22 protein-coding genes, 1 tRNA gene and 1 riboswitch are annotated in these 18,049 nt (G+C 46.4%); of the genes, 18 read left to right on the top strand and 5 right to left on the bottom strand.

Annotated elements, in window-relative coordinates:
- Positions 1-12 precede the first annotated feature (12 nt).
- Genes urtC through urtE form a run of 3 tightly spaced genes read left to right on the top strand, consistent with a single transcriptional unit; the run spans position 13 to position 2,549 of the window.
- Positions 13-1,104: an urea ABC transporter permease subunit UrtC gene (urtC, locus tag J2Z28_RS20920; RefSeq protein WP_211084136.1), complete on the top strand. Its 1,092-nt coding sequence runs from the start codon at positions 13-15 to the stop codon at positions 1,102-1,104.
- Positions 1,067-1,876, top strand: coding sequence for an urea ABC transporter ATP-binding protein UrtD (urtD, locus tag J2Z28_RS20915; protein ID WP_101314094.1), 810 nt, complete (start codon positions 1,067-1,069; stop codon positions 1,874-1,876). Before urtC ends, urtD begins: the two co-directional genes overlap by 38 nt.
- Complete coding sequence (gene urtE / locus J2Z28_RS20910; RefSeq protein ID WP_076209466.1) at positions 1,854-2,549, top strand: urea ABC transporter ATP-binding subunit UrtE; 696 nt, start codon at positions 1,854-1,856, stop codon at positions 2,547-2,549. The genes urtD and urtE overlap by 23 nt, the downstream gene beginning before the upstream one ends.
- Positions 2,550-2,579: 30 nt before the next feature.
- On the opposite strand, the gene J2Z28_RS20905 is transcribed toward urtE, so the two are convergent.
- From J2Z28_RS20905 to J2Z28_RS20895, 3 genes are all read right to left on the bottom strand, one after another.
- Positions 2,580-3,215 (bottom strand): nitrogen regulation protein NR(II), encoded by a 636-nt coding sequence (locus tag J2Z28_RS20905; protein WP_211084135.1) that lies wholly within the window; start codon positions 3,213-3,215, stop codon positions 2,580-2,582.
- Between the two features lie 27 nt (positions 3,216-3,242).
- Entirely contained in the window at positions 3,243-3,446 is a 204-nt protein-coding gene (locus J2Z28_RS20900; protein WP_017690011.1) for a hypothetical protein, read from the bottom strand.
- 266 nt (positions 3,447-3,712) lie between these two features.
- Positions 3,713-4,414, bottom strand: coding sequence for an urease accessory protein UreF (locus J2Z28_RS20895; protein WP_211084134.1), 702 nt, complete (start codon positions 4,412-4,414; stop codon positions 3,713-3,715).
- A gap of 455 nt (positions 4,415-4,869) precedes the next feature.
- Here J2Z28_RS20895 and J2Z28_RS20890 point away from each other — a divergent pair.
- Positions 4,870-4,952, top strand: a tRNA-Leu gene (locus J2Z28_RS20890).
- Positions 4,953-5,109: 157 nt separating this feature from the next.
- Here the strand turns inward: J2Z28_RS20890 and J2Z28_RS20885 are convergent.
- A complete protein-coding gene (locus J2Z28_RS20885) occupies positions 5,110-5,589 on the bottom strand; it encodes a glutathione peroxidase (protein WP_091015296.1) in 480 nt (159 codons plus the stop codon).
- A gap of 371 nt (positions 5,590-5,960) precedes the next feature.
- Positions 5,961-6,136, top strand: a riboswitch (cyclic di-AMP (ydaO/yuaA leader).
- A gap of 115 nt (positions 6,137-6,251) precedes the next feature.
- On the opposite strand from J2Z28_RS20885, the gene J2Z28_RS20880 reads away from it, so the two are divergent.
- Together J2Z28_RS20880 and J2Z28_RS20875 are read left to right on the top strand one after the other, a co-directional pair.
- On the top strand, positions 6,252-6,650 hold the full coding sequence (locus J2Z28_RS20880; protein WP_235193755.1) for an HAD family hydrolase: 399 nt from the start codon (positions 6,252-6,254) through the stop codon (positions 6,648-6,650).
- Between the two features lie 334 nt (positions 6,651-6,984).
- Positions 6,985-7,668: an HAD family hydrolase gene (locus tag J2Z28_RS20875; protein WP_211084133.1), complete on the top strand. Its 684-nt coding sequence runs from the start codon at positions 6,985-6,987 to the stop codon at positions 7,666-7,668.
- A 127-nt stretch (positions 7,669-7,795) separates the two neighbouring features.
- On the opposite strand, the gene J2Z28_RS20870 is transcribed toward J2Z28_RS20875, so the two are convergent.
- Positions 7,796-9,148, bottom strand: coding sequence for an Nramp family divalent metal transporter (locus J2Z28_RS20870; protein WP_211084132.1), 1,353 nt, complete (start codon positions 9,146-9,148; stop codon positions 7,796-7,798).
- 327 nt (positions 9,149-9,475) lie between these two features.
- On the opposite strand from J2Z28_RS20870, the gene J2Z28_RS20865 reads away from it, so the two are divergent.
- From J2Z28_RS20865 to J2Z28_RS20810, 12 genes are all read left to right on the top strand, one after another.
- Entirely contained in the window at positions 9,476-9,895 is a 420-nt protein-coding gene (locus tag J2Z28_RS20865; protein ID WP_211084131.1) for an organic hydroperoxide resistance protein, read from the top strand.
- Between the two features lie 210 nt (positions 9,896-10,105).
- Entirely contained in the window at positions 10,106-10,351 is a 246-nt protein-coding gene (locus tag J2Z28_RS20860; protein WP_211084130.1) for a zinc ribbon domain-containing protein, read from the top strand.
- A 99-nt stretch (positions 10,352-10,450) separates the two neighbouring features.
- Positions 10,451-10,729 (top strand): hypothetical protein, encoded by a 279-nt coding sequence (locus tag J2Z28_RS20855; protein WP_036610814.1) that lies wholly within the window; start codon positions 10,451-10,453, stop codon positions 10,727-10,729.
- Positions 10,730-10,917: 188 nt separating this feature from the next.
- Positions 10,918-11,340, top strand: coding sequence for a thiol-disulfide oxidoreductase DCC family protein (locus J2Z28_RS20850; RefSeq protein ID WP_211084129.1), 423 nt, complete (start codon positions 10,918-10,920; stop codon positions 11,338-11,340).
- A 67-nt stretch (positions 11,341-11,407) separates the two neighbouring features.
- On the top strand, positions 11,408-12,271 hold the full coding sequence (locus J2Z28_RS20845) for a DUF6612 family protein (RefSeq protein ID WP_074093995.1): 864 nt from the start codon (positions 11,408-11,410) through the stop codon (positions 12,269-12,271).
- Between the two features lie 143 nt (positions 12,272-12,414).
- The gene (locus tag J2Z28_RS20840) at positions 12,415-12,798 is read left to right on the top strand and encodes a VOC family protein (RefSeq protein WP_211084128.1); all 384 of its coding nucleotides are present in this window, start codon (positions 12,415-12,417) and stop codon (positions 12,796-12,798) included.
- A gap of 161 nt (positions 12,799-12,959) precedes the next feature.
- Positions 12,960-14,177: a nucleotide-binding protein gene (locus tag J2Z28_RS20835; protein WP_211084127.1), complete on the top strand. Its 1,218-nt coding sequence runs from the start codon at positions 12,960-12,962 to the stop codon at positions 14,175-14,177.
- On the top strand, positions 14,174-15,478 hold the full coding sequence (locus J2Z28_RS20830; protein WP_211084126.1) for a TadA family conjugal transfer-associated ATPase: 1,305 nt from the start codon (positions 14,174-14,176) through the stop codon (positions 15,476-15,478). Before J2Z28_RS20835 ends, J2Z28_RS20830 begins: the two co-directional genes overlap by 4 nt.
- Positions 15,479-15,518: 40 nt before the next feature.
- Complete coding sequence (locus J2Z28_RS20825) at positions 15,519-16,262, top strand: type II secretion system F family protein (protein ID WP_211084171.1); 744 nt, start codon at positions 15,519-15,521, stop codon at positions 16,260-16,262.
- 12 nt (positions 16,263-16,274) lie between these two features.
- The gene (locus J2Z28_RS20820; RefSeq protein WP_047842033.1) at positions 16,275-17,144 is read left to right on the top strand and encodes a type II secretion system F family protein; all 870 of its coding nucleotides are present in this window, start codon (positions 16,275-16,277) and stop codon (positions 17,142-17,144) included.
- Between the two features lie 11 nt (positions 17,145-17,155).
- A complete protein-coding gene (locus tag J2Z28_RS20815; RefSeq protein ID WP_047842034.1) occupies positions 17,156-17,344 on the top strand; it encodes a Flp1 family type IVb pilin in 189 nt (62 codons plus the stop codon).
- Positions 17,328-18,002: a TadE/TadG family type IV pilus assembly protein gene (locus tag J2Z28_RS20810; protein ID WP_211084125.1), complete on the top strand. Its 675-nt coding sequence runs from the start codon at positions 17,328-17,330 to the stop codon at positions 18,000-18,002. The genes J2Z28_RS20815 and J2Z28_RS20810 overlap by 17 nt, the downstream gene beginning before the upstream one ends.
- The last annotated feature ends 47 nt before the right edge of the window (positions 18,003-18,049 follow it).

The following is an 18,049-nucleotide window of genomic DNA, read 5'->3' as shown; positions in this document are numbered from 1 at the left end:
GGGGGTTAGTTCATGTCCGCTTTACTCAAGACCGGCAGTCTGAAAATGAGGATTATCTGGGCGGTTGTGCTGATCATGATGTGTCTTGCTCCACTAATCTCCACGGAGTTTCGTCTGAGTCTGTTAGCCAAGTTTTTGGCGCTAGCAATCCTGGCCATCGGTCTCGATCTGATCTGGGGATATGGGGGTGTGTTGAGTCTTGGGCATGGGGTGTTCTTTGGTCTGGGTGGGTACGCGATGGCGATGTATCTGAAGCTTCAGGCCAGTGGAGCAACGCTTCCTGACTTCATGGGATGGAGTGGTCTCAGTGGTCTGCCGTGGTTCTGGGAACCCTTTCGCTCTTTCCCGGTGGCGCTGTTATTGGGGATAGCCCTTCCGGCATTGCTTGCCTTTGCCCTGGGGTGGTTTACGTTCCGTAACCGGATCACCGGTGTTTATTTTACCATCCTGACTCAGGCCTTGGTTCTTATTACGGTAACACTCTTTGTTGGTAAACAGGAATGGACGGGTGGAACAAATGGCATCACCGGATATAATTCAATCTTTGGTTTTACACTTCATTCCGCTGGAACGACGATTGCTCTCTACTATATAACGCTTGCTGTTCTGGTGATCGCTTATATGCTCTGTCGTCGAATGGTGAACAGTCGGTTCGGTCAAGTGCTCGAAGCTGCGCGTGATGGAGAGAATCGGGTGCGATTCCTCGGATATGATCCGGCAGGATATAAAACGCTGGCTTTTGCTTTTTCCGGTGCGCTTGCAGGCATCGCGGGCATGTTGTTTGTTCTTCAGGTGGGTATTATCTCGCCATCGATGATGGGGATTGTGCCCTCCATTGAGATGGTCTTGTGGGTTGCATTGGGTGGTCGCGGTACGCTTATTGGAGCGGTCATCGGAGCGGTGGTGCTGAATGCAGCCAAAACAGGCATAAGCGAGGCTTATCCCGAAGGGTGGCTGTTCGTCATGGGTGGGCTCTTTGTAACGGTCGTTTTGTTCATGCCAAACGGAATTATAGGTGTGTATCGTCATGTCGTTCGCTTGCTGAAGCGGAGAGGAGAGAGTGCGCATGTCCAAGTCACTCGGGAAAAACCTAAAGTCTACTGAGGAATCAGCGGTGTTGGTAGCCGAGGATATTACGGTGGCTTTTGGTGGGTTCGTTGCTGTCAAAGGCATGAATCTGAAGTTGCATGAACATGACTTGCATTTTCTAATCGGACCCAATGGTGCTGGGAAAACAACGATGCTGGATGTGATATGCGGCAAAACAAAACCCATGTCCGGCTCGGTGAAGATGGCGGATGGCACGGAATTAACACGATTGAAGGAGCACCAGATTGTTCGCAAAGGTGTGGGACGCAAATTCCAGGCGCCATCGATCTTTGCAGGTCTGACGGTGCAGGAGAATCTGACGCTGGCGGCGGAGACTCGCCGTTCCCCTTTGCAAGCCATCGGTATTCGTCGATATGGGAAAATGAGTGCTGCTATGGAGCATGTTACCCTCCAGATTGGTCTGCAAGATCGCGTTGATGCTCGTGCAGGAGCGTTATCACATGGGGAGAAGCAGTGGCTGGAGATTGGCATGTTGCTTCTGCAGGAGCCACGTGTGTTGTTGCTGGACGAACCAGCCGCAGGCATGACGGATGAAGAAACACACAAGACCGGGCGACTTCTGCAAGAGATTGCGCGTGAACGCTCGGTTGTGGTGGTGGAGCATGATATGGAGTTTGTGCGAGAGTTCGCAGCCAAGGTAACGGTGATGCATGAAGGGAAACTGCTGAAGGAAGGTACGATGGCGGAGGTACAGGCAGACCCGAAAGTGGCCGAAGTGTATCTGGGCAAAAGGAGGGATGACCATGCTGTCGCTGCAACGAATTGAATCCGGCTACGGGGAAAGCAATGTGCTTCGTGGTGTGAACCTGGATGTACAGCCTGGACAGGTGGTGTGTCTGATGGGCCGTAACGGTGTAGGGAAAACAACGTTGATGAAAACATTAATGGGGCTGCTCAAAACACGCAAGGGCAGTATTCAGTGGCAAAATCAGGAGTTATCCACCTTGGACACAGCCAAGCGGGCAAGGGCAGGGATTGGTTATGTACCGCAGGGGCGGGAGATTTTCCCGCAGCTTACGGTGAAAGAAAACTTATTGCTCGGTCTGGAGACAAGTGCGCCGGGAGTAAAAACGTTCCCGGAGGATGTACTGGCGATGTTCCCAGTGCTTGCTACGATGTATGGACGGCAGGGCGGGGATCTGAGTGGTGGACAGCAGCAACAGTTGGCATTCGCCCGGGCATTGGCTTCGCGTCCGGGGTTGTTGCTACTTGATGAGCCGACAGAAGGCATTCAGCCTTCTATCGTGGAGGACATTCGGCAGGTTATTTTGCAGCTCAAGGCAAAGGGGAACCTCTCGGTTCTGCTGGTAGAGCAGAGTATCGATTTTGTACGAAGTGCCGCAGATTACATCTATATCATGGACAAAGGAACCATAACCCTGCATGGGACACCGCAAGAACTGGATATGTCGCAGTTTGAACATCATCTCTCCGTATAGTTGTAGTTAGTCGGCGAGTGGAGAAAGGTTTCAGGAACGCTTGTCCAGGATATTCGAGTATTTCGGATATAACTGCCGGATGCATTCCGGACAGATGTCATGGGTAAATTCGGCGTGGGTATGCTTTTCCAAATAACTCTCAACGGAGTTCCAGTGTTCCTCTTCGTCCTTGATTTGTTTGCAGACGGCGCAAATAGGCAGCAATCCGCGCAATGTGCGCACTTCAGACAATGCCTTCTTCAATTGGTGTTCTGTCTTTCTCTGTTCGGTAATATCCATGTGTGCAATCAAAGCGAGATCAGTATCCAGAATTGAATTTGCATAAGATAGAGGGGTGAGTTCTACACGAAACCACCTCTTTTCGTTGTATACAGTATACACGCAGATGTCATATGTATGATTTCGATTAAAGGGTATTCCGCGTTCTTTCAAATTCTGTGCGACAAGTGCCATGTTAGCGTTCTTGCCTCGTTTTGCCCAGGCTTCCGTCAGGTGCAGGTAGTGTCTATGACTACTGTGTGTATCCGGGTTTGGTGAGCATTGACCGAGTCCCTGTTGCCAGGCACGGTTACAACTTTGGATAATCCAATTGTGATCAACGATGATGAGCTGGTGACGTATGGACTGGAACGACAGCCTCTCCAGATCGGATGTAACATGTCTCATGGATGAGACCCTCCTTTGGCAGAAATCTTATCTCAGTTCATCTGGAATATCCAAAATATCAGCGACCAGGTGCCTGAATCGGGTTGCTTTGCGTGTGCCGTGAATAAGATTGGATAAACGATAGGGTGGGATGCCATGCTGTTCACAAAAGGTCTTCTGGTCCACTTGAAGTTCGGTTAGCCGTCGTTTGATGGCCCATCCGAACGGAGTAACTGGTTTTTTCTTGTTCAAAAGGGTTCACCCCTGGTTAGAATGTAGTATTCAGCCGCCCTTTCTTCATGTAGAATATATAGAAATGCGAGCTGTATGTTTTATTATATACGTAAATTCGTCATCTAACAATTAAAAAAGACGGAAAAAAGTGTATTTTGTGATTATAAATGGCGTAAATACGTAAATAAAACAAATAAAATGACAAAAAACACGTCGGCAAGGAGGTTGCCGCGTGTTTTTTAGTTTGTCTGAATGAAGGGGAGCGGGTATGAGGAGGAAGAGGATTAGGCCCTGTAGGCATGAAGTCCAGCTCCAAGCATATGGAAGCTGGGGAAAAACGATTTCATGGACATCGAGGTTGGCTGTGCCAGTCCATCCGCAGCCGAGGCGCTGACGGTCTTCCATTCATTCTCCAGATCTGTGGCCAGGCGGACCATCAGTTCCTTGGTTGTATCGTTGTTCAGGGGAATGACTTTGGAGGCTTCGGTTATGCAGGCATTCATGGCTGAATGCAGGTAACCAAGGACCGCCTCCTCGACCGGGATGTCGAGGTGGTGGTTAATCCAGGCGTGAACAGTGGAGAGGTAGCCAACCGAATCGTATTTGGCAGAAATTTGTTCGAGCTGGCTGAAATCAATCCAGGGGTGCAGAGCACGTGCGAGTCTGATCAATCGTTTACCCATGGCGGCAGCTTGTTCTCTGAGATCTCCAGGGGTTCGCTGAACATGGACGAGCTTGTCGATCAGAGCTATCCGCCATGTATCCTTGTGATCTACTGCAGTATAGATGCCTTTGATGGCCATGCCTTCAAGACGAACGATGCTGGGATGCAACTGACAACGCATGAATGATTCGAGATCTTCAGCATTACGAATGGTACCCTCTCTGATATGGATATCCATGCCGAAGGAATGGGTGAACCCTCCAACCTGAATAGAGGAATCAAGCAGTTTGACATAATCGAGCAGCTTATTCCCACGGTTCACAATCATTCGCCTCCTATGTTCGTTAAATGTCACTTTAAATAACAATTATATTCCTTTTTGTTTGCTTTTTGTTTGCTTTTTGTTTGTAAATCCGAATTATATGATAGTTATCTTCCCACAAATATCCGCTTTTTGTCAATAGTGTGATTTAAAATCAATGAATTAAATCTTTAACTCAATAATTGTGTTACTTTAGATAACTTATTGTGTTATTATTGTGGCGAAGTGCAGGGAGGACTATATATAAGAAAGGACTATATATAAATGAATCAACAAGATCGGCTCTTACCGAAAAAGAGGGGATCAAATCTAATCATATGCAGTTCATGGGTAAAGATGACGAGATTATGCGATTTTTGATGAAAATGCCTAGCTGAAAAAGAAGTATTAAAAAATACTTTACTTTTAGTTCTGAACCCGGTATAATCAACTCTGTTGCCGATTATTTACGACATGCGGTCGTGGTGGAATGGCAGACACGCTATCTTGAGGGGGTAGTGGGCGTATGCCCGTGGAGGTTCGAGTCCTCTCGACCGCATCATATGAACGATTAAGAAGAAGCTTTCCGTTATTGGAAAGCTTCTTTTTTTTTGCCTTTTTCGAACAGTATGACATCAAGTTTTGTTGAGAAAAAAAAGGCCATCCATTACCGGGAGCACTGGTGCTCTACCTTCCGGTTACGGGTGACCAATGTATTATTTTTGCAGCAAGTTCTTGATATCTTCTTCAATCTTGTCAGGTGTTGTTTTGGGAGCATAACGTTTCAGTACCTGTCCGTTCTGATCCACAAGGAATTTAGTAAAATTCCATTTGATTGCTTTGGAGCCGAGCAGGCCAGGAGCCTCTGTGCTAAGGTGTTGGAAAAGAGGGTGAGCGCTTGAGCCGTTCACATCAATTTTCTCAAACATGGGGAAACTCACGCCATAATTCATCTGACAGAACTCGGCAATATCGTCGGAAGATCCTTTTTCCTGTGCAAACTGGTTGCTTGGGAAACCAAGAACTTCAAATGGAGCATCTTGAAATTTGTCTTGCAATTCTTGCAGACCTTTGAATTGAGGGGTGAGGCCGCATGAGCTTGCCGTATTCACAATCAGGAGCACTTTGTCACGGTAGTCGGACATTTCAACTTCTTGACCGCGAAGGGTATTCACTTTGTAATCGTAGACTGTCATCTAAATCGCCTCCATTTATTTACTCTTATATCTTCTATTATATTGGTTACAATTAAATATTGCAAAACTAATATGGTGTTAAAAGAATCAAAACAGGCAAGTTGTGCTGAATACGTGAATGAATTGCGAAGTGATTTTCGTCAGAGTGAGAATTAGATAGCCTTGAAGAGATGGATAGAGTATAACCTTATTGTAAGCGTTATTATGGACGAGTATTGGCAAAAATCTGCCGATTCGGTGATCTGTAAGGACTTTACACCGTCATGGCGCGGGTGTATGATTCATAACGTAATTTCAATTTAAACTAAATTGTACTTGAAAAACGAAACAAACGATAATATCGCTCGATCTTACTTTAAGATATACGAACGATGTTTTAATCGCTGAGTTTCCATTCATTGATGAATGGGAAACGGGGGAACCAACGGAATGCGCTGTCCAGGACAGTGGGCATTCATGGGGTGAATTTTCCGGTGACAGCCGGAAATAGGGCGACTCTCGCGCCCGAATCCGTCAGCTAACCTCGTAAGCGTTAAAGGGAGAGGCAACAAGCCGTACGCTGGTTCATGGTTTTTTCGCCATGGGTTATTTAAGAAGCGTTCGGGAGGCCTTGGTCCCCCACGCTTCTTTTTTGTTGTCTTTTCACGCCAAGGGAGGAACGAATGATGGATACTGAGATGATCTTAGTGACTGCTCCAAATGAAGCAGGACGCAAATTTATCAAATTGCTGATGTATAAAAAAATGCCGTTTGCCGTTCTAACCAACAGTGCAGGGGAAGAGCGCAGACTCCGTAGAATCGGAGTAGAACATGTCATTCGCATGAATACGGCTGCAGCTCAAAAATGGTTTTTGCCGCAGGGCAGCGTAGGCAACGTGTTTATTTTCGAAAACAGCCTGAATCTGACCTGTCGTTATTTACAGATCTGCCGTTCATGGACATCGAAATCCCTGTGCGTCATTACGGAGCAGAGTCATCCAAAGGGCATCTATCGGGGCATGGGCGCAGACCGGATTGTATATTCGCTCAATGGGGAAGTTGGTTTTCTCCTCAATGGTTAATGCCATAGCTTGTGATTGCTCAGGTGTAAGGTGCCTGTTATAATTGAATGTATCGATAAACGGAAGTTTGAGGAGACTCATGCAGGATGGTGAGTCTTCTTTTTTATGGTTTCTATAGGTTGTTCAAAAAGTCCGCTTTTGATTACGAAGGATGCCTAACGGCATCATCAGCATCGAATATGAAATTCAGCCGAAATGTCCGTGGCTCACGTAGTTTTCCCTACGCTACGCTACTCCATTTCTAGCTTCATTCCATCTTCTTGGTACTGAAAACCAGACTTTTTGAACTCGATTAGGATCAGGAATCACCTGTGGCTTACAAGGAGGAATTGGCGTGCCGGATGTAGGTGGATTGAAATGGTTGTTTTTTGATGTTGGAGATACGCTGGTGGATGAATGGGAGCCGGTTGATGATATTATCGGACAGTTCGTCCGTGAAGCTTGTGCTTTGGGGTATCCGGTGAAGATTGAGGCGGTACGCGAACTGTTCGCGAGCTGTTACCGAAAATATGAACAATGGCCTATGAGAGTGGCAATTCGCACATTCGTTAAAGACGAGGAACACCAGAAACAGATTCAGGACAAGCTGAAGTTTCAAAAAGATCTTGAACGTCCTTTTCCTTCAGCGGATTCTGTTCTTCAGCAGTTGTCACGGCATTATCACATTGGCATTATTGCCAATCAGAGTCCTGGAACGGAAGAGAGACTGGAGAGTTACGGATTGCGGAAGTATGTTGACGTTCTGGCCTGTTCGGCTGAAGAAGGGGTGTCCAAGCCAGACCCTGAGCTATACGCTGTGGCCTTGAAACAGGCCGGTTGTGAACCGGAGGAAGCCGTCATGATCGGCGATCGGATTGATAACGATATCATTCCAGCTCGGAAGCTGGGCATGCGTACGGTTCGAATTATGCAGGGTTACGGAAGATTCCAGACAGAACTATCGGAAGACCAACGTGCGGATTGGACTGTTGATTCATTGGAAGAACTCCTGCCGTTACTGATACCAAATCAGGAATAGATGATTGTTTATTAGAGTTTTACTATAAAAGGAAACATGTTGCTCTATTGCAATAAAGGCTGATCAACTTAGGTATAGCATACCGGAGTTGATCAGCCTTTTTGATATTTAGTCGATTAGAATGAGATTAGAACAAGCGGATCGTCTGAATGATCAGATATACATTTAGCATAACGATAACAGCTGTAATGACCCATGAGATGATTTTGAGCCACAATTTGTTGGCGAATGCACCCATGCTTTTTTTATCACTCGTGAACATCACCAAAGGGATTACAGCAAAAGGTAATTGAAGAGACAGCACGACCTGGCTCAAAATGAGCAGTTCTTCTGTTCCATGTTCTCCTGCAATGGCTGTCACAATTACCGCCGGGATGATGGCGATCAGACGTGTGACCAGTCTGCGCAGCCAAGCGGGAATTCGAATGTTCAGGAAACCTTCCATAACGATCTGCCCAGCGAGTGTACCTGTAAGGGTAGAATTCTGACCTGATGCTAACAGCGCCACACCGAACAGAATACTTGCAACCGTAGTACCCAATAGAGGTGTCAGTAGATGATAGGCATCTGCGATCTCGGCAACCTGCGTCATACCAGCACTGTGGAATACAGCAGCAGATACAATCAGGATGGCCGCATTGATGAACAGGGCCAGTGTCAACGCGATTGTAGAATCCATGGTCGAGTACCGAATGGCTTCTTTTTTGCCCTGTGGTGTCTGTTCGATCTGACGGGTCTGCACAATGGAAGAATGAAGGTACAGATTATGCGGCATCACGGTTGCACCGATAATACCAATGGCGATATAGAGCATGGCCGGGTTTTGCAGAATCTCAACATTTGGTACAAAACCATGGAGAACACCGCCCATATCGGGTTTCGCCAGGAAGAGGTCAATCCCGAAGCAGAGGGCGATGGTTGCCATCAGCACAATGACAAGTGTTTCCAGAGCGCGGAAGCCTTTGTTTTGCAGTACAAGAATCAGAAGTACATCAACTGCGGTGATGATAACGCCGTATAACATGGGGATGTTAAATAAAAGCTTTAACGCGATGGCAGAACCAATGACTTCAGCCAGATCGGTGGCTGCAATGGCAAGCTCACACAGAATCCATAACATCATGACAACAGGCATGCTGAATCGTTCACGACAGGCTTGAGCCAGATCCCGTCCAGTGACGATGCCGAGCTTGCCAGCCAGCGACTGAAGGACAACGGCCATCAGGTTCGATAACAGGATAACGGATAACAAGGTATACCCGAACTGCGAGCCGCCTGCGATATCTGTTGCCCAGTTCCCGGGGTCCATATAACCTACGGCAACGAGGTATCCTGGGCCTACAAAGGCGAGGAATTTCTTCCACCATGCAGCATTCTGCGGAACTTTCATGGAACTATGTGCTTCTCCAAGGGAAGGAGCCGTGCCCGCAGTAGACAATGATTCTCTTGAAGGAGCGTTGAACGGATTTTTTTTACTCATACGATTATCACCTGACTTTGGAATATTGATGCGGGACAAACCGCTCATGATATATCTAAAATTTTATGTTTATTGTTACATTGTACTCCTTCAATAATTTTTGTCTAGTGCAACTTTTATGTATTAACACAAAATTTTCGGTTCTAATTTGAAGATCCCCTTCGTATATAACCCAACCTTAGGAAAATACAGCCATGGCGATGAAATGCATGAAAATAATAAAGTTGTAAAAGCTGATAAAGATATAAAATTGCGTTTCAAAATGAGCCAGAAGTTTAAATTGAAAGGAAGGCAGTAAAAACTATATGGATAAGGGAGAGATTCTTAATGGAAGCTTTATATACAGCAGTAGCGACAGTTAAAGGTGGACGTACAGGTTCGGTGACTTCTTCGGATGGCGTGCTTAAGCATGATCTGAAAATGCCAAAAGAGCTTGGAGGTTCCGGTGGTGAGGGTACTAACCCTGAGCAGCTTTTTGCCGCTGGATATGGAGCATGCTATGAAAGTGCCCTTGCCAATGTAGCACGTAAAGCAGGTGTGAAATTGGAGGATGTGGTCGTTACAAGTAACGTATCCATTGGTAAAGACCCTGCGGATGACGGTTTCCAGCTGTCTGTTCGTCTGGACGTGAGTATGCCTGGTGTGGATCACAGTCAAGCAGAAGATCTGGCCCGCAAGGCACATGATTTCTGTCCATATTCCAAAGCAACACGTGGCAACATTGATGTTGTATTAAACGTAGTCTAAGATTTGACTCCCGGCAAGTAAAGGGAACATATAGAGCAGGGTATCCCAGATACCTGATGTTCGACTACAAAGCCCTGCTGGCAATCGGCAGGGTTTTGTGTTGATCATAATATAAGGACATGATGCAGGAGATTGGATGCCAGATCGCGTACTATTTTACATAATTGCACTCCCACTTCATGCTACACATTCCACAAAGGGGGAACGAAGATGAGTATTGAAGAGATGATCGAGCGGCGATTTATGTATACAAAATGCAGGAGCACGGATTGTAACATTAAGGAAGTTTCCATGTCAGGAGCAGGCCTGAGCAAGATGTTCGATATACAGCATAATCACTACTTGTTCGTGGCTTGTACTTCATGCGGGTATGTTGAAGTATTTGATCCAGATGTCTTGAAAGGGAAAAAACAGGGGCAGGTAGGGACGATTCTGGATATTCTCTTTGGCGGGTAGACATGCGCGAGTTGACATTGATCTGAATTTTCTTTAATATAACTTAGTACTGAGTAGTGTCATTGCATGAACCAAATTTGAATTAAACAGGTGATATCCATGTCTTATAGACCGCGTATTGCAGATTTAGAATTAGCTTATGGTAACAAGGAAGACGGATTGTATGAATTCAAAATGAATTTGGTAGACGGTACAAAATGCCGTGTATTCTACACCCGTTCCCCGGAATGGAAGATGACCAATATTAGCCGTCTGCAGAAAACCCCTTGTCCAGTATGTCGCAAAGATTTCATTTGCAAATGTATGGACCAGTGGGCAAGTGACCTGCATCAACAGATGATCGATGACCAATGGATGGAAAAGGCAGTTACGGAGTAATTGTCGGACAGATACGAGCGTGGGCACAATGCCTGCGCTCTTTTTCTTTATATTCCCCATTAAGGCGTGTTCAAAAAGAGCGGTGTTCAGTCTTTTTGAACTACCTTTAGAAATAGTATTAGAATTAGTGAACAATATGGCCCGGATTGGGTAAGTTACTCTAACCGCAACAATAGGAGGCAACCAATATGACAGCAAATCAAACAGATGTGCATCAGGGACATCCGATCGTACTGGTGGATGGTGTCTGTCACTTCTGTCAGGGCTTAACCAAATGGATTATCAAGCGTGACCCGGAAGGGAAATATCATTTTGCATCGCTTCAATCGGATGTAGCCAAGGAACTGCTGGCGAAGGGCAATTTGTCGACAGACAGTATGGACACCTTTGTTCTGATTGAAAATGGAAAATACTTTACACGTTCAACCGCCGCACTGCGATTGGCTAAAGGTCTGAAGTTTCCTTATCCATTGTTATATGTGTTCATTATTGTGCCGAAATTTATTCGCAATGCAGTCTATAACTGGGTTGCTCGCAACCGTTATCGCTGGTTTGGCAAGGATGAAGCGTGCATGTTGCCTACACCGGAGATCAAAGATCGATTTTTGTGAGTGTGATTAATAACGGAAATAATTGGGTAATGAGTACAGATCATATCTATTTTGGGAGGACAACAACTTGAAGAAGTGGACTACATTATTTATCGGGGCATTATTAGCAGTGAGCTTGGCAGCATGCAGTAACGACACAGATAATACGGCAACGCCGCCAGCGACTAACAATGAAACATCTAACGAGGGTAATACACCTGCAGAGCAGGAAACAAAGATCCCTACCTTGGACGAATTGATTACCAAAACCAATGCAGCAACCAAAGAAATGAAAAGCTTCACAACTGAAGCAAACATTGATCAGAATCTGAAACTGGATGCTGGTGAACAGTCCCAGGATCAACAGGTTAAAACATCGCTCAAGATGGATATTATCAAAGATCCAATGATGATCTATCAAGAGATGAAAATGGAAATGTCGGGACAGGAAGCTCAGAACGTGAAGCAGTATATCACTTCGGATAAAATCTACTCTCAAGTTGGGGATCAATGGGTTGCGATTCCTGAAGCTCAAACCAAGGAACTGATTGAGCAGATGAAAGCAAGCATGAATCCCGAAGGTGAATTGGAGCAATTCAAAAAGATCGAAGAAGATACTGAAGTGACCGAAGAAGGCGACAATTATGTGATTAACGCTGACGTATCCGGTGATAACGTGAAGGAACTGGCCAAAGCCGTGATGGAGCAGAACGGATCGGATGCCCAGATGCAAGCCATGCTTGATCAGATGAATATCACCAGCATGAAGATGAAATATATGATCAACAAAGAAACATACCTACCTGCAAGTACGGACGTAACCATGGTCATGGAGATGGAACAGAATGGACAGAAAATGACGATGGACATGAAGATGAACAGTACATTTTCTAACCACGATCAAGTGGAAGAGATCAAGATTCCACAAGAAGCATTAGATAGCGCGAAATAAAACATGCACCTCTGAACTAGATCTGTGTGAGCCGAGAGGTTTACCGGATTCAAACAGGGGTGTTTTTCTTTTTGGAGGAGAATATGTTCAGGGTTCAAGGTGTTATAGTATAGTCATATTGAAGTAGAGAGGGGAGATAAAAGATGATTGAATACGCACACATTCACCATGTTAGTCTGGCTGTACGTGATCTGGAAATCGCGAAGAAATTCTATTCGGGGTTACTGGGAATGCAAGAGATTGAACGTCCAGCCTTCCGCTCCACGGGTACATGGTACGCTATCGGCAGCCAGCAGCTTCATCTGCTTCAGCACCCGGAGGGTCACACGTTACGTGAGGCTGGGATTGATACTACAGACGGTCACTTTGCGATCTGGGTCACCAGTTATTCAGGGACTATAGCCTGGCTGGAGCAGCAGGGAATTGAGTATGAAGCAAGACCTGACAGTGTGGCTGGATTCGCGCAGATTTTTGTACTTGATCCGGACCGTAATATTATTGAGTTCGATTCATCGTACAACTCTTAAGGGAAAAAGGGTTAGAATAAATCCCTTGCTCCCCCAGAAATTGTATGCTATATTATCCATACATTCATAGCACGTGACGGAAGCACCGTCCATATACTGCATATTCATGCGGTTATTGGACGGTGCTTTTTTGTGCTTTTTGACAGGGAGGGAAGGAAAAATTGATTGTACTGAAGGTTGTTCTGGTTTCAAAGGATAGAGATTACATTAGCGCCTGGCTTGATTATGTACAGGGAAATCCGTCTGGTCTTCATGTGCGTTTCACGGCATTCTCCCAAGAGGATTCGTTCAGGGATCACATGAAAGAGCAAGAAGGTAGAGAATTACCGGATCTGGTTATTGCGGAACCGGAGTTTCTGAATGACTGGCTGAATAACGGGGGAGAAGTATCAGGTGTACCTTGGCTAATGCTTAGTGAAGGGATGGAAGAGGTGGATGAGGCCAAGCAGCTGATGAAATATCAACCCTTGCCTGCTTTGCTGGATGCTGTGATGCATGCTTGCCGGCAGCCACGCCGTAAGAAGGTTCACCATCCAGGGCAAGAGACTCTCTCCATCGGTGTAGTATCCGCTTCTGGTGGAAGTGGCAAAACGGCAGTGGCCTTGCATATGGCGAAGCAATTGGGACTTGCAGGATATGCTGTTCTTTATCTTAATCTGGAGACGCTGGACAGCACGCTCCCGTTTCTGGAAAAGGGACTAACTAGAAGTGGGCAGCGCCACCCGGATGCGGAGACGGGATTGTCCCGCTTGTTATACGATCTGAAGGTGGGCAGGAAGGAATCCGGTAAGCAGTTACAGGTACAATCGAAGGGCGTAGATGGATATGTGGTCCGGCATGAAGCGCTGAAATCCGATGTGTTCTGGCCATTATCGAATCGGAAAGAACTGTTGCAAATGACTCGTGAGGATACGTCGAATCTGCTTCGTTATTTAACGGATTGTGGACAGTATGACGTGTTGATTCTGGATGGGGATTCCGGTTGGGATGGGCGCAGTGAAGGGGTGCTGGATGCAGCAGATGCATTTGTCTGGTTGGTTGAGGATGATATATCTGCCATGCATCGATGGGGACAATGGTTACAGCATGCTGAGCGTACGAAGCCAGATCTATACGAAAGTATGTTGGATCGTTCACGCTTTGTGGTTAACAAATATCGGGACAATGTCGTCAATGCACTTCCACGCCCTGATCTGCATCTGGATGCAGTGTTACCCTATATCCCTTCTTGGAAGCAACTCAGTCAGGAGGAAGTCATGCTTAGTTCTCCGATCTTCCAACGTGAAGTGAAGAGATTATGTGCCATGCTGGTACAAGATGGCGAAGAAGAATTGAAGCAGACGGGACGAATTCAGAAGCAGGATCGGTGGGCGTTATGACGGATTCATCCAATAGAATACTGGATCGTGAAGAACAGTTTCAGATGATGCGAAGGGAAGTCAGGGCTGGCCTCGATCTAACCTCTTCCGCAGGAGATGATGAACTATGGCAGGGGATAGAACGCAAAGTTCTCACCGACCCGAAGCTGGATGATCTGACCTCAGGAGAGCGTCATACGCTGGTACAGCGATTGTTTGACTCCTTTCGAGGATTGGATATTTTGCAGCCGCTTGTGGATCATCCCGATATTACGGAAATTATGATCAATAGTCACAAGGAGATTTTTGTGGAGCAGGAAGGTGAAGTCAGCCAGATCACCCTTGAATTTGAGTCCAGGGAACGGCTCGAGGATATCATCCAGATGATTGTGTCCGGGGTAAACCGGATTGTGAATGAGTCTTCTCCAATCGTAGATGCCCGTTTAAAGGATGGTTCGCGGGTCAATATCGTGTTGCCTCCTATTGCCTTGAAAGGCCCCACGATGACGATTCGTAAATTCCCCAGTGAACCGATGAAGATGTCCGATCTGATTGAAAAGGGAGCCCTGCATGAAGAAGCGGCAGAATTATTGCAGCAGTTGGTAAGGAGCAAATATAACATCTTCATTGGAGGAGGGACCGGGTCGGGAAAAACGACCTTTCTGAACGCATTATCACAGTTCATCCCTGCCGATGAGCGGATTATTACCATTGAGGATTCAGCTGAGTTACAGATTGTTACGGTACCGAATCTGGTATCACTGGAAACGCGGAATGCAAACACCGAAGGCAAGGGACAGATATCTATTCGGGATCTGATCAAATCTTCCTTACGGATGCGTCCAAACCGGATTGTGATTGGGGAAGTCAGGGGCGCAGAAGCGCTGGATATGTTACAGGCCATGAACACCGGCCATGATGGAAGCTTATCAACTGGGCACGCGAATACCATCTCGGACATGATTAGCAGACTCGAAACGATGGTGCTTAGTGGTGCGGATCTTCCTATTGCGGTTGTAAGGCAGCAGATTAGTTCAGCAATCGATATTTTTGTACATCTGTCCCGGCTACGAGACCGCTCACGGCGGGTGACGGAGATTAGTGAAGTGATTGGCATGCAGGACGGTGAGGTTATGCTGAATCCACTGTTTCGTTTCCAGGAACAAGAAGAGCGTGAAGGCAAAATTATTGGCGGGTTAGTACAGGTTGGAAAGTTGAATCAGGTGGATAAAATTCAGATGGCTGGGCTCGGGAAATGGCTGGATGAATACATAGAACAATATAGTGTTGGAATAGATTCATCAGATAACAACGTGAATTAAAGCCATTGGAAGGTGATTACTGTTGGGTGAAGCCAGACAGATGTTGACGGATTACACCGTATATGCGCTTTCCCGGAGACAACGAATGGTCTGTATGCTGATTAGTGGTCTGCTGTTTTTTGGCATCGGAATTCTGTTCTACCATCACTGGTTGGCTGGAGCGATCCTGGCTGCGGGTTGCATATGGGTACCAAAACATTGGACTAAAGTGCTGTTGGAACGAAAAAGAATGACACTCAGTTTACATTTTAAGCAAGCATTATATGCATTATCTTCGGCACTGGCCGCAGGAAAATCAGTGGAAAATGGATTCAAGGAATCCGTGGAGGATCTGCGGATGTTGAACCCGGAAGCGGATACCGATCTGATTCGTGAGTTCACGATATTGCGGACACGGATGGAGTATGGACAACCAATTGAAGAGGCACTACAGGATTTTTCGGATCGGGCGCAGATTGAAGATATTACGAACTTTGCAGATGTGTTCATTACGTGCAAACGAACTGGCGGGGATCTGGTTGAGGTTGTGCGTCGTACCTCTGCGGTGATTGGTGAGAAGCTGGACATTCAGCAGGATATTATGGTCGCGGTATCGCAGAAAAAGTTCGAATCAAAGGTGATGTTTGCCGCTCCATTTATTTTTCTGATATTCCTCAATCTGACCGCCAAGGACTTTATGGAGCCATTATATAGCGGGATGGGGTACCTCATCTCTAGTGGAGCATTGGTAGTACTCGCCTGCTGTTATCTGTGGATTAATCGCATTATGGATATCAAAGTATAAGGAGCTGAAACGATGCTGCTTCCCGTTATAGTCGCAGGTATGCTCGGAGCGGGATGGCTGGTGCTGGATCGAACCAGGGGGCAGACCTACCGGCATTTGCGCAAGCTGGATATGGAAGGATTACGACTGAAAAAATTGCATGGCCCCTTCCTGTTTATATTGGACAAGTTTGAGATTGGACGCAGATTGCCAGTGCTCATGTTTCGAATGCAACATGCCATTCAGAAAATGTATGGCATACAGCACAGTGGAGAGAAAACGATGCTGTATTGCGCCGAAATGTTGACCTACACGTGGCTCATGCTGCTGGTGGGCTGCCTGTTATCGCTCGTTGGAGATATGGGCATCGGAGGTATGGTGGGTGGGCTCGCGCTCGGTGCAGCGTTGCCTTTTGCGCTCTACAAAGACCTCAATACGAAAGTGCAGCGAAGAGACCAGGATATTCTTATGGAGCTGCCCGAGCTGCTGAACCGAATTGTTCTATTGGTGGGGGCTGGGGAGACCGTGCAACGTGCCATCGTTCACTGTGTGACAAGCCAGGGGGAACGGAATCATCCGTTGTACAACGAACTCAGAAAGACGGTGGGAGACTGGAATAATGGTTACTCGTTTCAACAATCATTTGAACAGTTCAGCCGCCGTTGCGGTGTGCAGGAAGTGACGATTTTTACGACAACGGTGCTGCTGAATTTCCGGCGTGGGGGAGGTGACTTTGTATTGGCGCTGCGGGATCTGTCACATGTGTTGTGGGAGAAACGCAAGGCTGTCAGTCGGGCGAAGGGAGAACAGGCTTCTTCCAAACTGGTGTTTCCGATGGTACTGATCTTTTTTACGATTGTGGTCATGATCGGGGCACCTGCTTTTATGATGATGAATATGTAGGAGGAATTGGGATGATGGAAGTATTGAAGAACAAGGTAAACGCATTTTGGAAGGAAGAGGACGGGCTCGGCACGTTGGAGCTGATTCTGATTATCGGGGTTATTATCATTATTGCTTTGATTTTTAAAGACCAAATTAAAAAATTGGTAGAAAGACTGTTAACTAATGTGAGTAATAAAAGTAATGAATTCTTCGAATAACAAGTTCAAAAAGGAAGAAGGGAGCTTCACCGTTGAAGCCTCCCTGATCTTCCCTGTCGTGCTGTTTATTCTTGTGTTGTTGCTCTTCTTTACCATGTACATGTATCAAAAGACATTCCTGAATCAACATGCTTATGCGGCTTCCGAACGTTCAGCCTATAGCTGGGACAACAGCCACAAACAGGCGATGACAGGTGAATATGGTGTTGGAGAACATGACAATCTGTACTGGAGACTGACGGACGATCGTATGCTTGGAGCACTGTTTGGCTGGGCGGGAGCGGATAATCAGGTTAGCGTCTCTATACCTGGTGGTGAAGGTGGCAATCTCTCGGAACAGAAATTAGCACAAGCGGTGCAACATATGCCCTCAGCTATGAAAGGAACGATTGAGTATCAGAATTCTCTGATTCAGCGGAAAGTAACAACCAAGCTGGAACAAGTAATATCTTTGCCTCTTCCTTCTTTTTTGTTCGATTCAGGTAACCGTGTCCTCACTCAAGGATCGTCCGCAGTGGTTGAACCGGTTGAATTCATTCGAACGGTAGATTTAATCCGGTATTATGCAGCCAAGTTTAAAGGGAAAGGCGGTGCGGCGACCAGTACAGCGGCAGAAGCCGGACAGGTTGTGCAGCATTTTGGCAAAAGCAAAAAGTGAGAAAAGGAGGAGGGCGGAGCTGTTTAGAAAAAAAGACGGTGAGTCGG

It is taken from the genome of Paenibacillus xylanexedens (assembly GCF_017874615.1).
GTDB lineage: Bacteria > Bacillota > Bacilli > Paenibacillales > Paenibacillaceae > Paenibacillus > Paenibacillus xylanexedens.
Note: the sequence above shows the minus strand (reverse complement) of the source record. Positions and strands in the feature narration are given on the sequence as shown.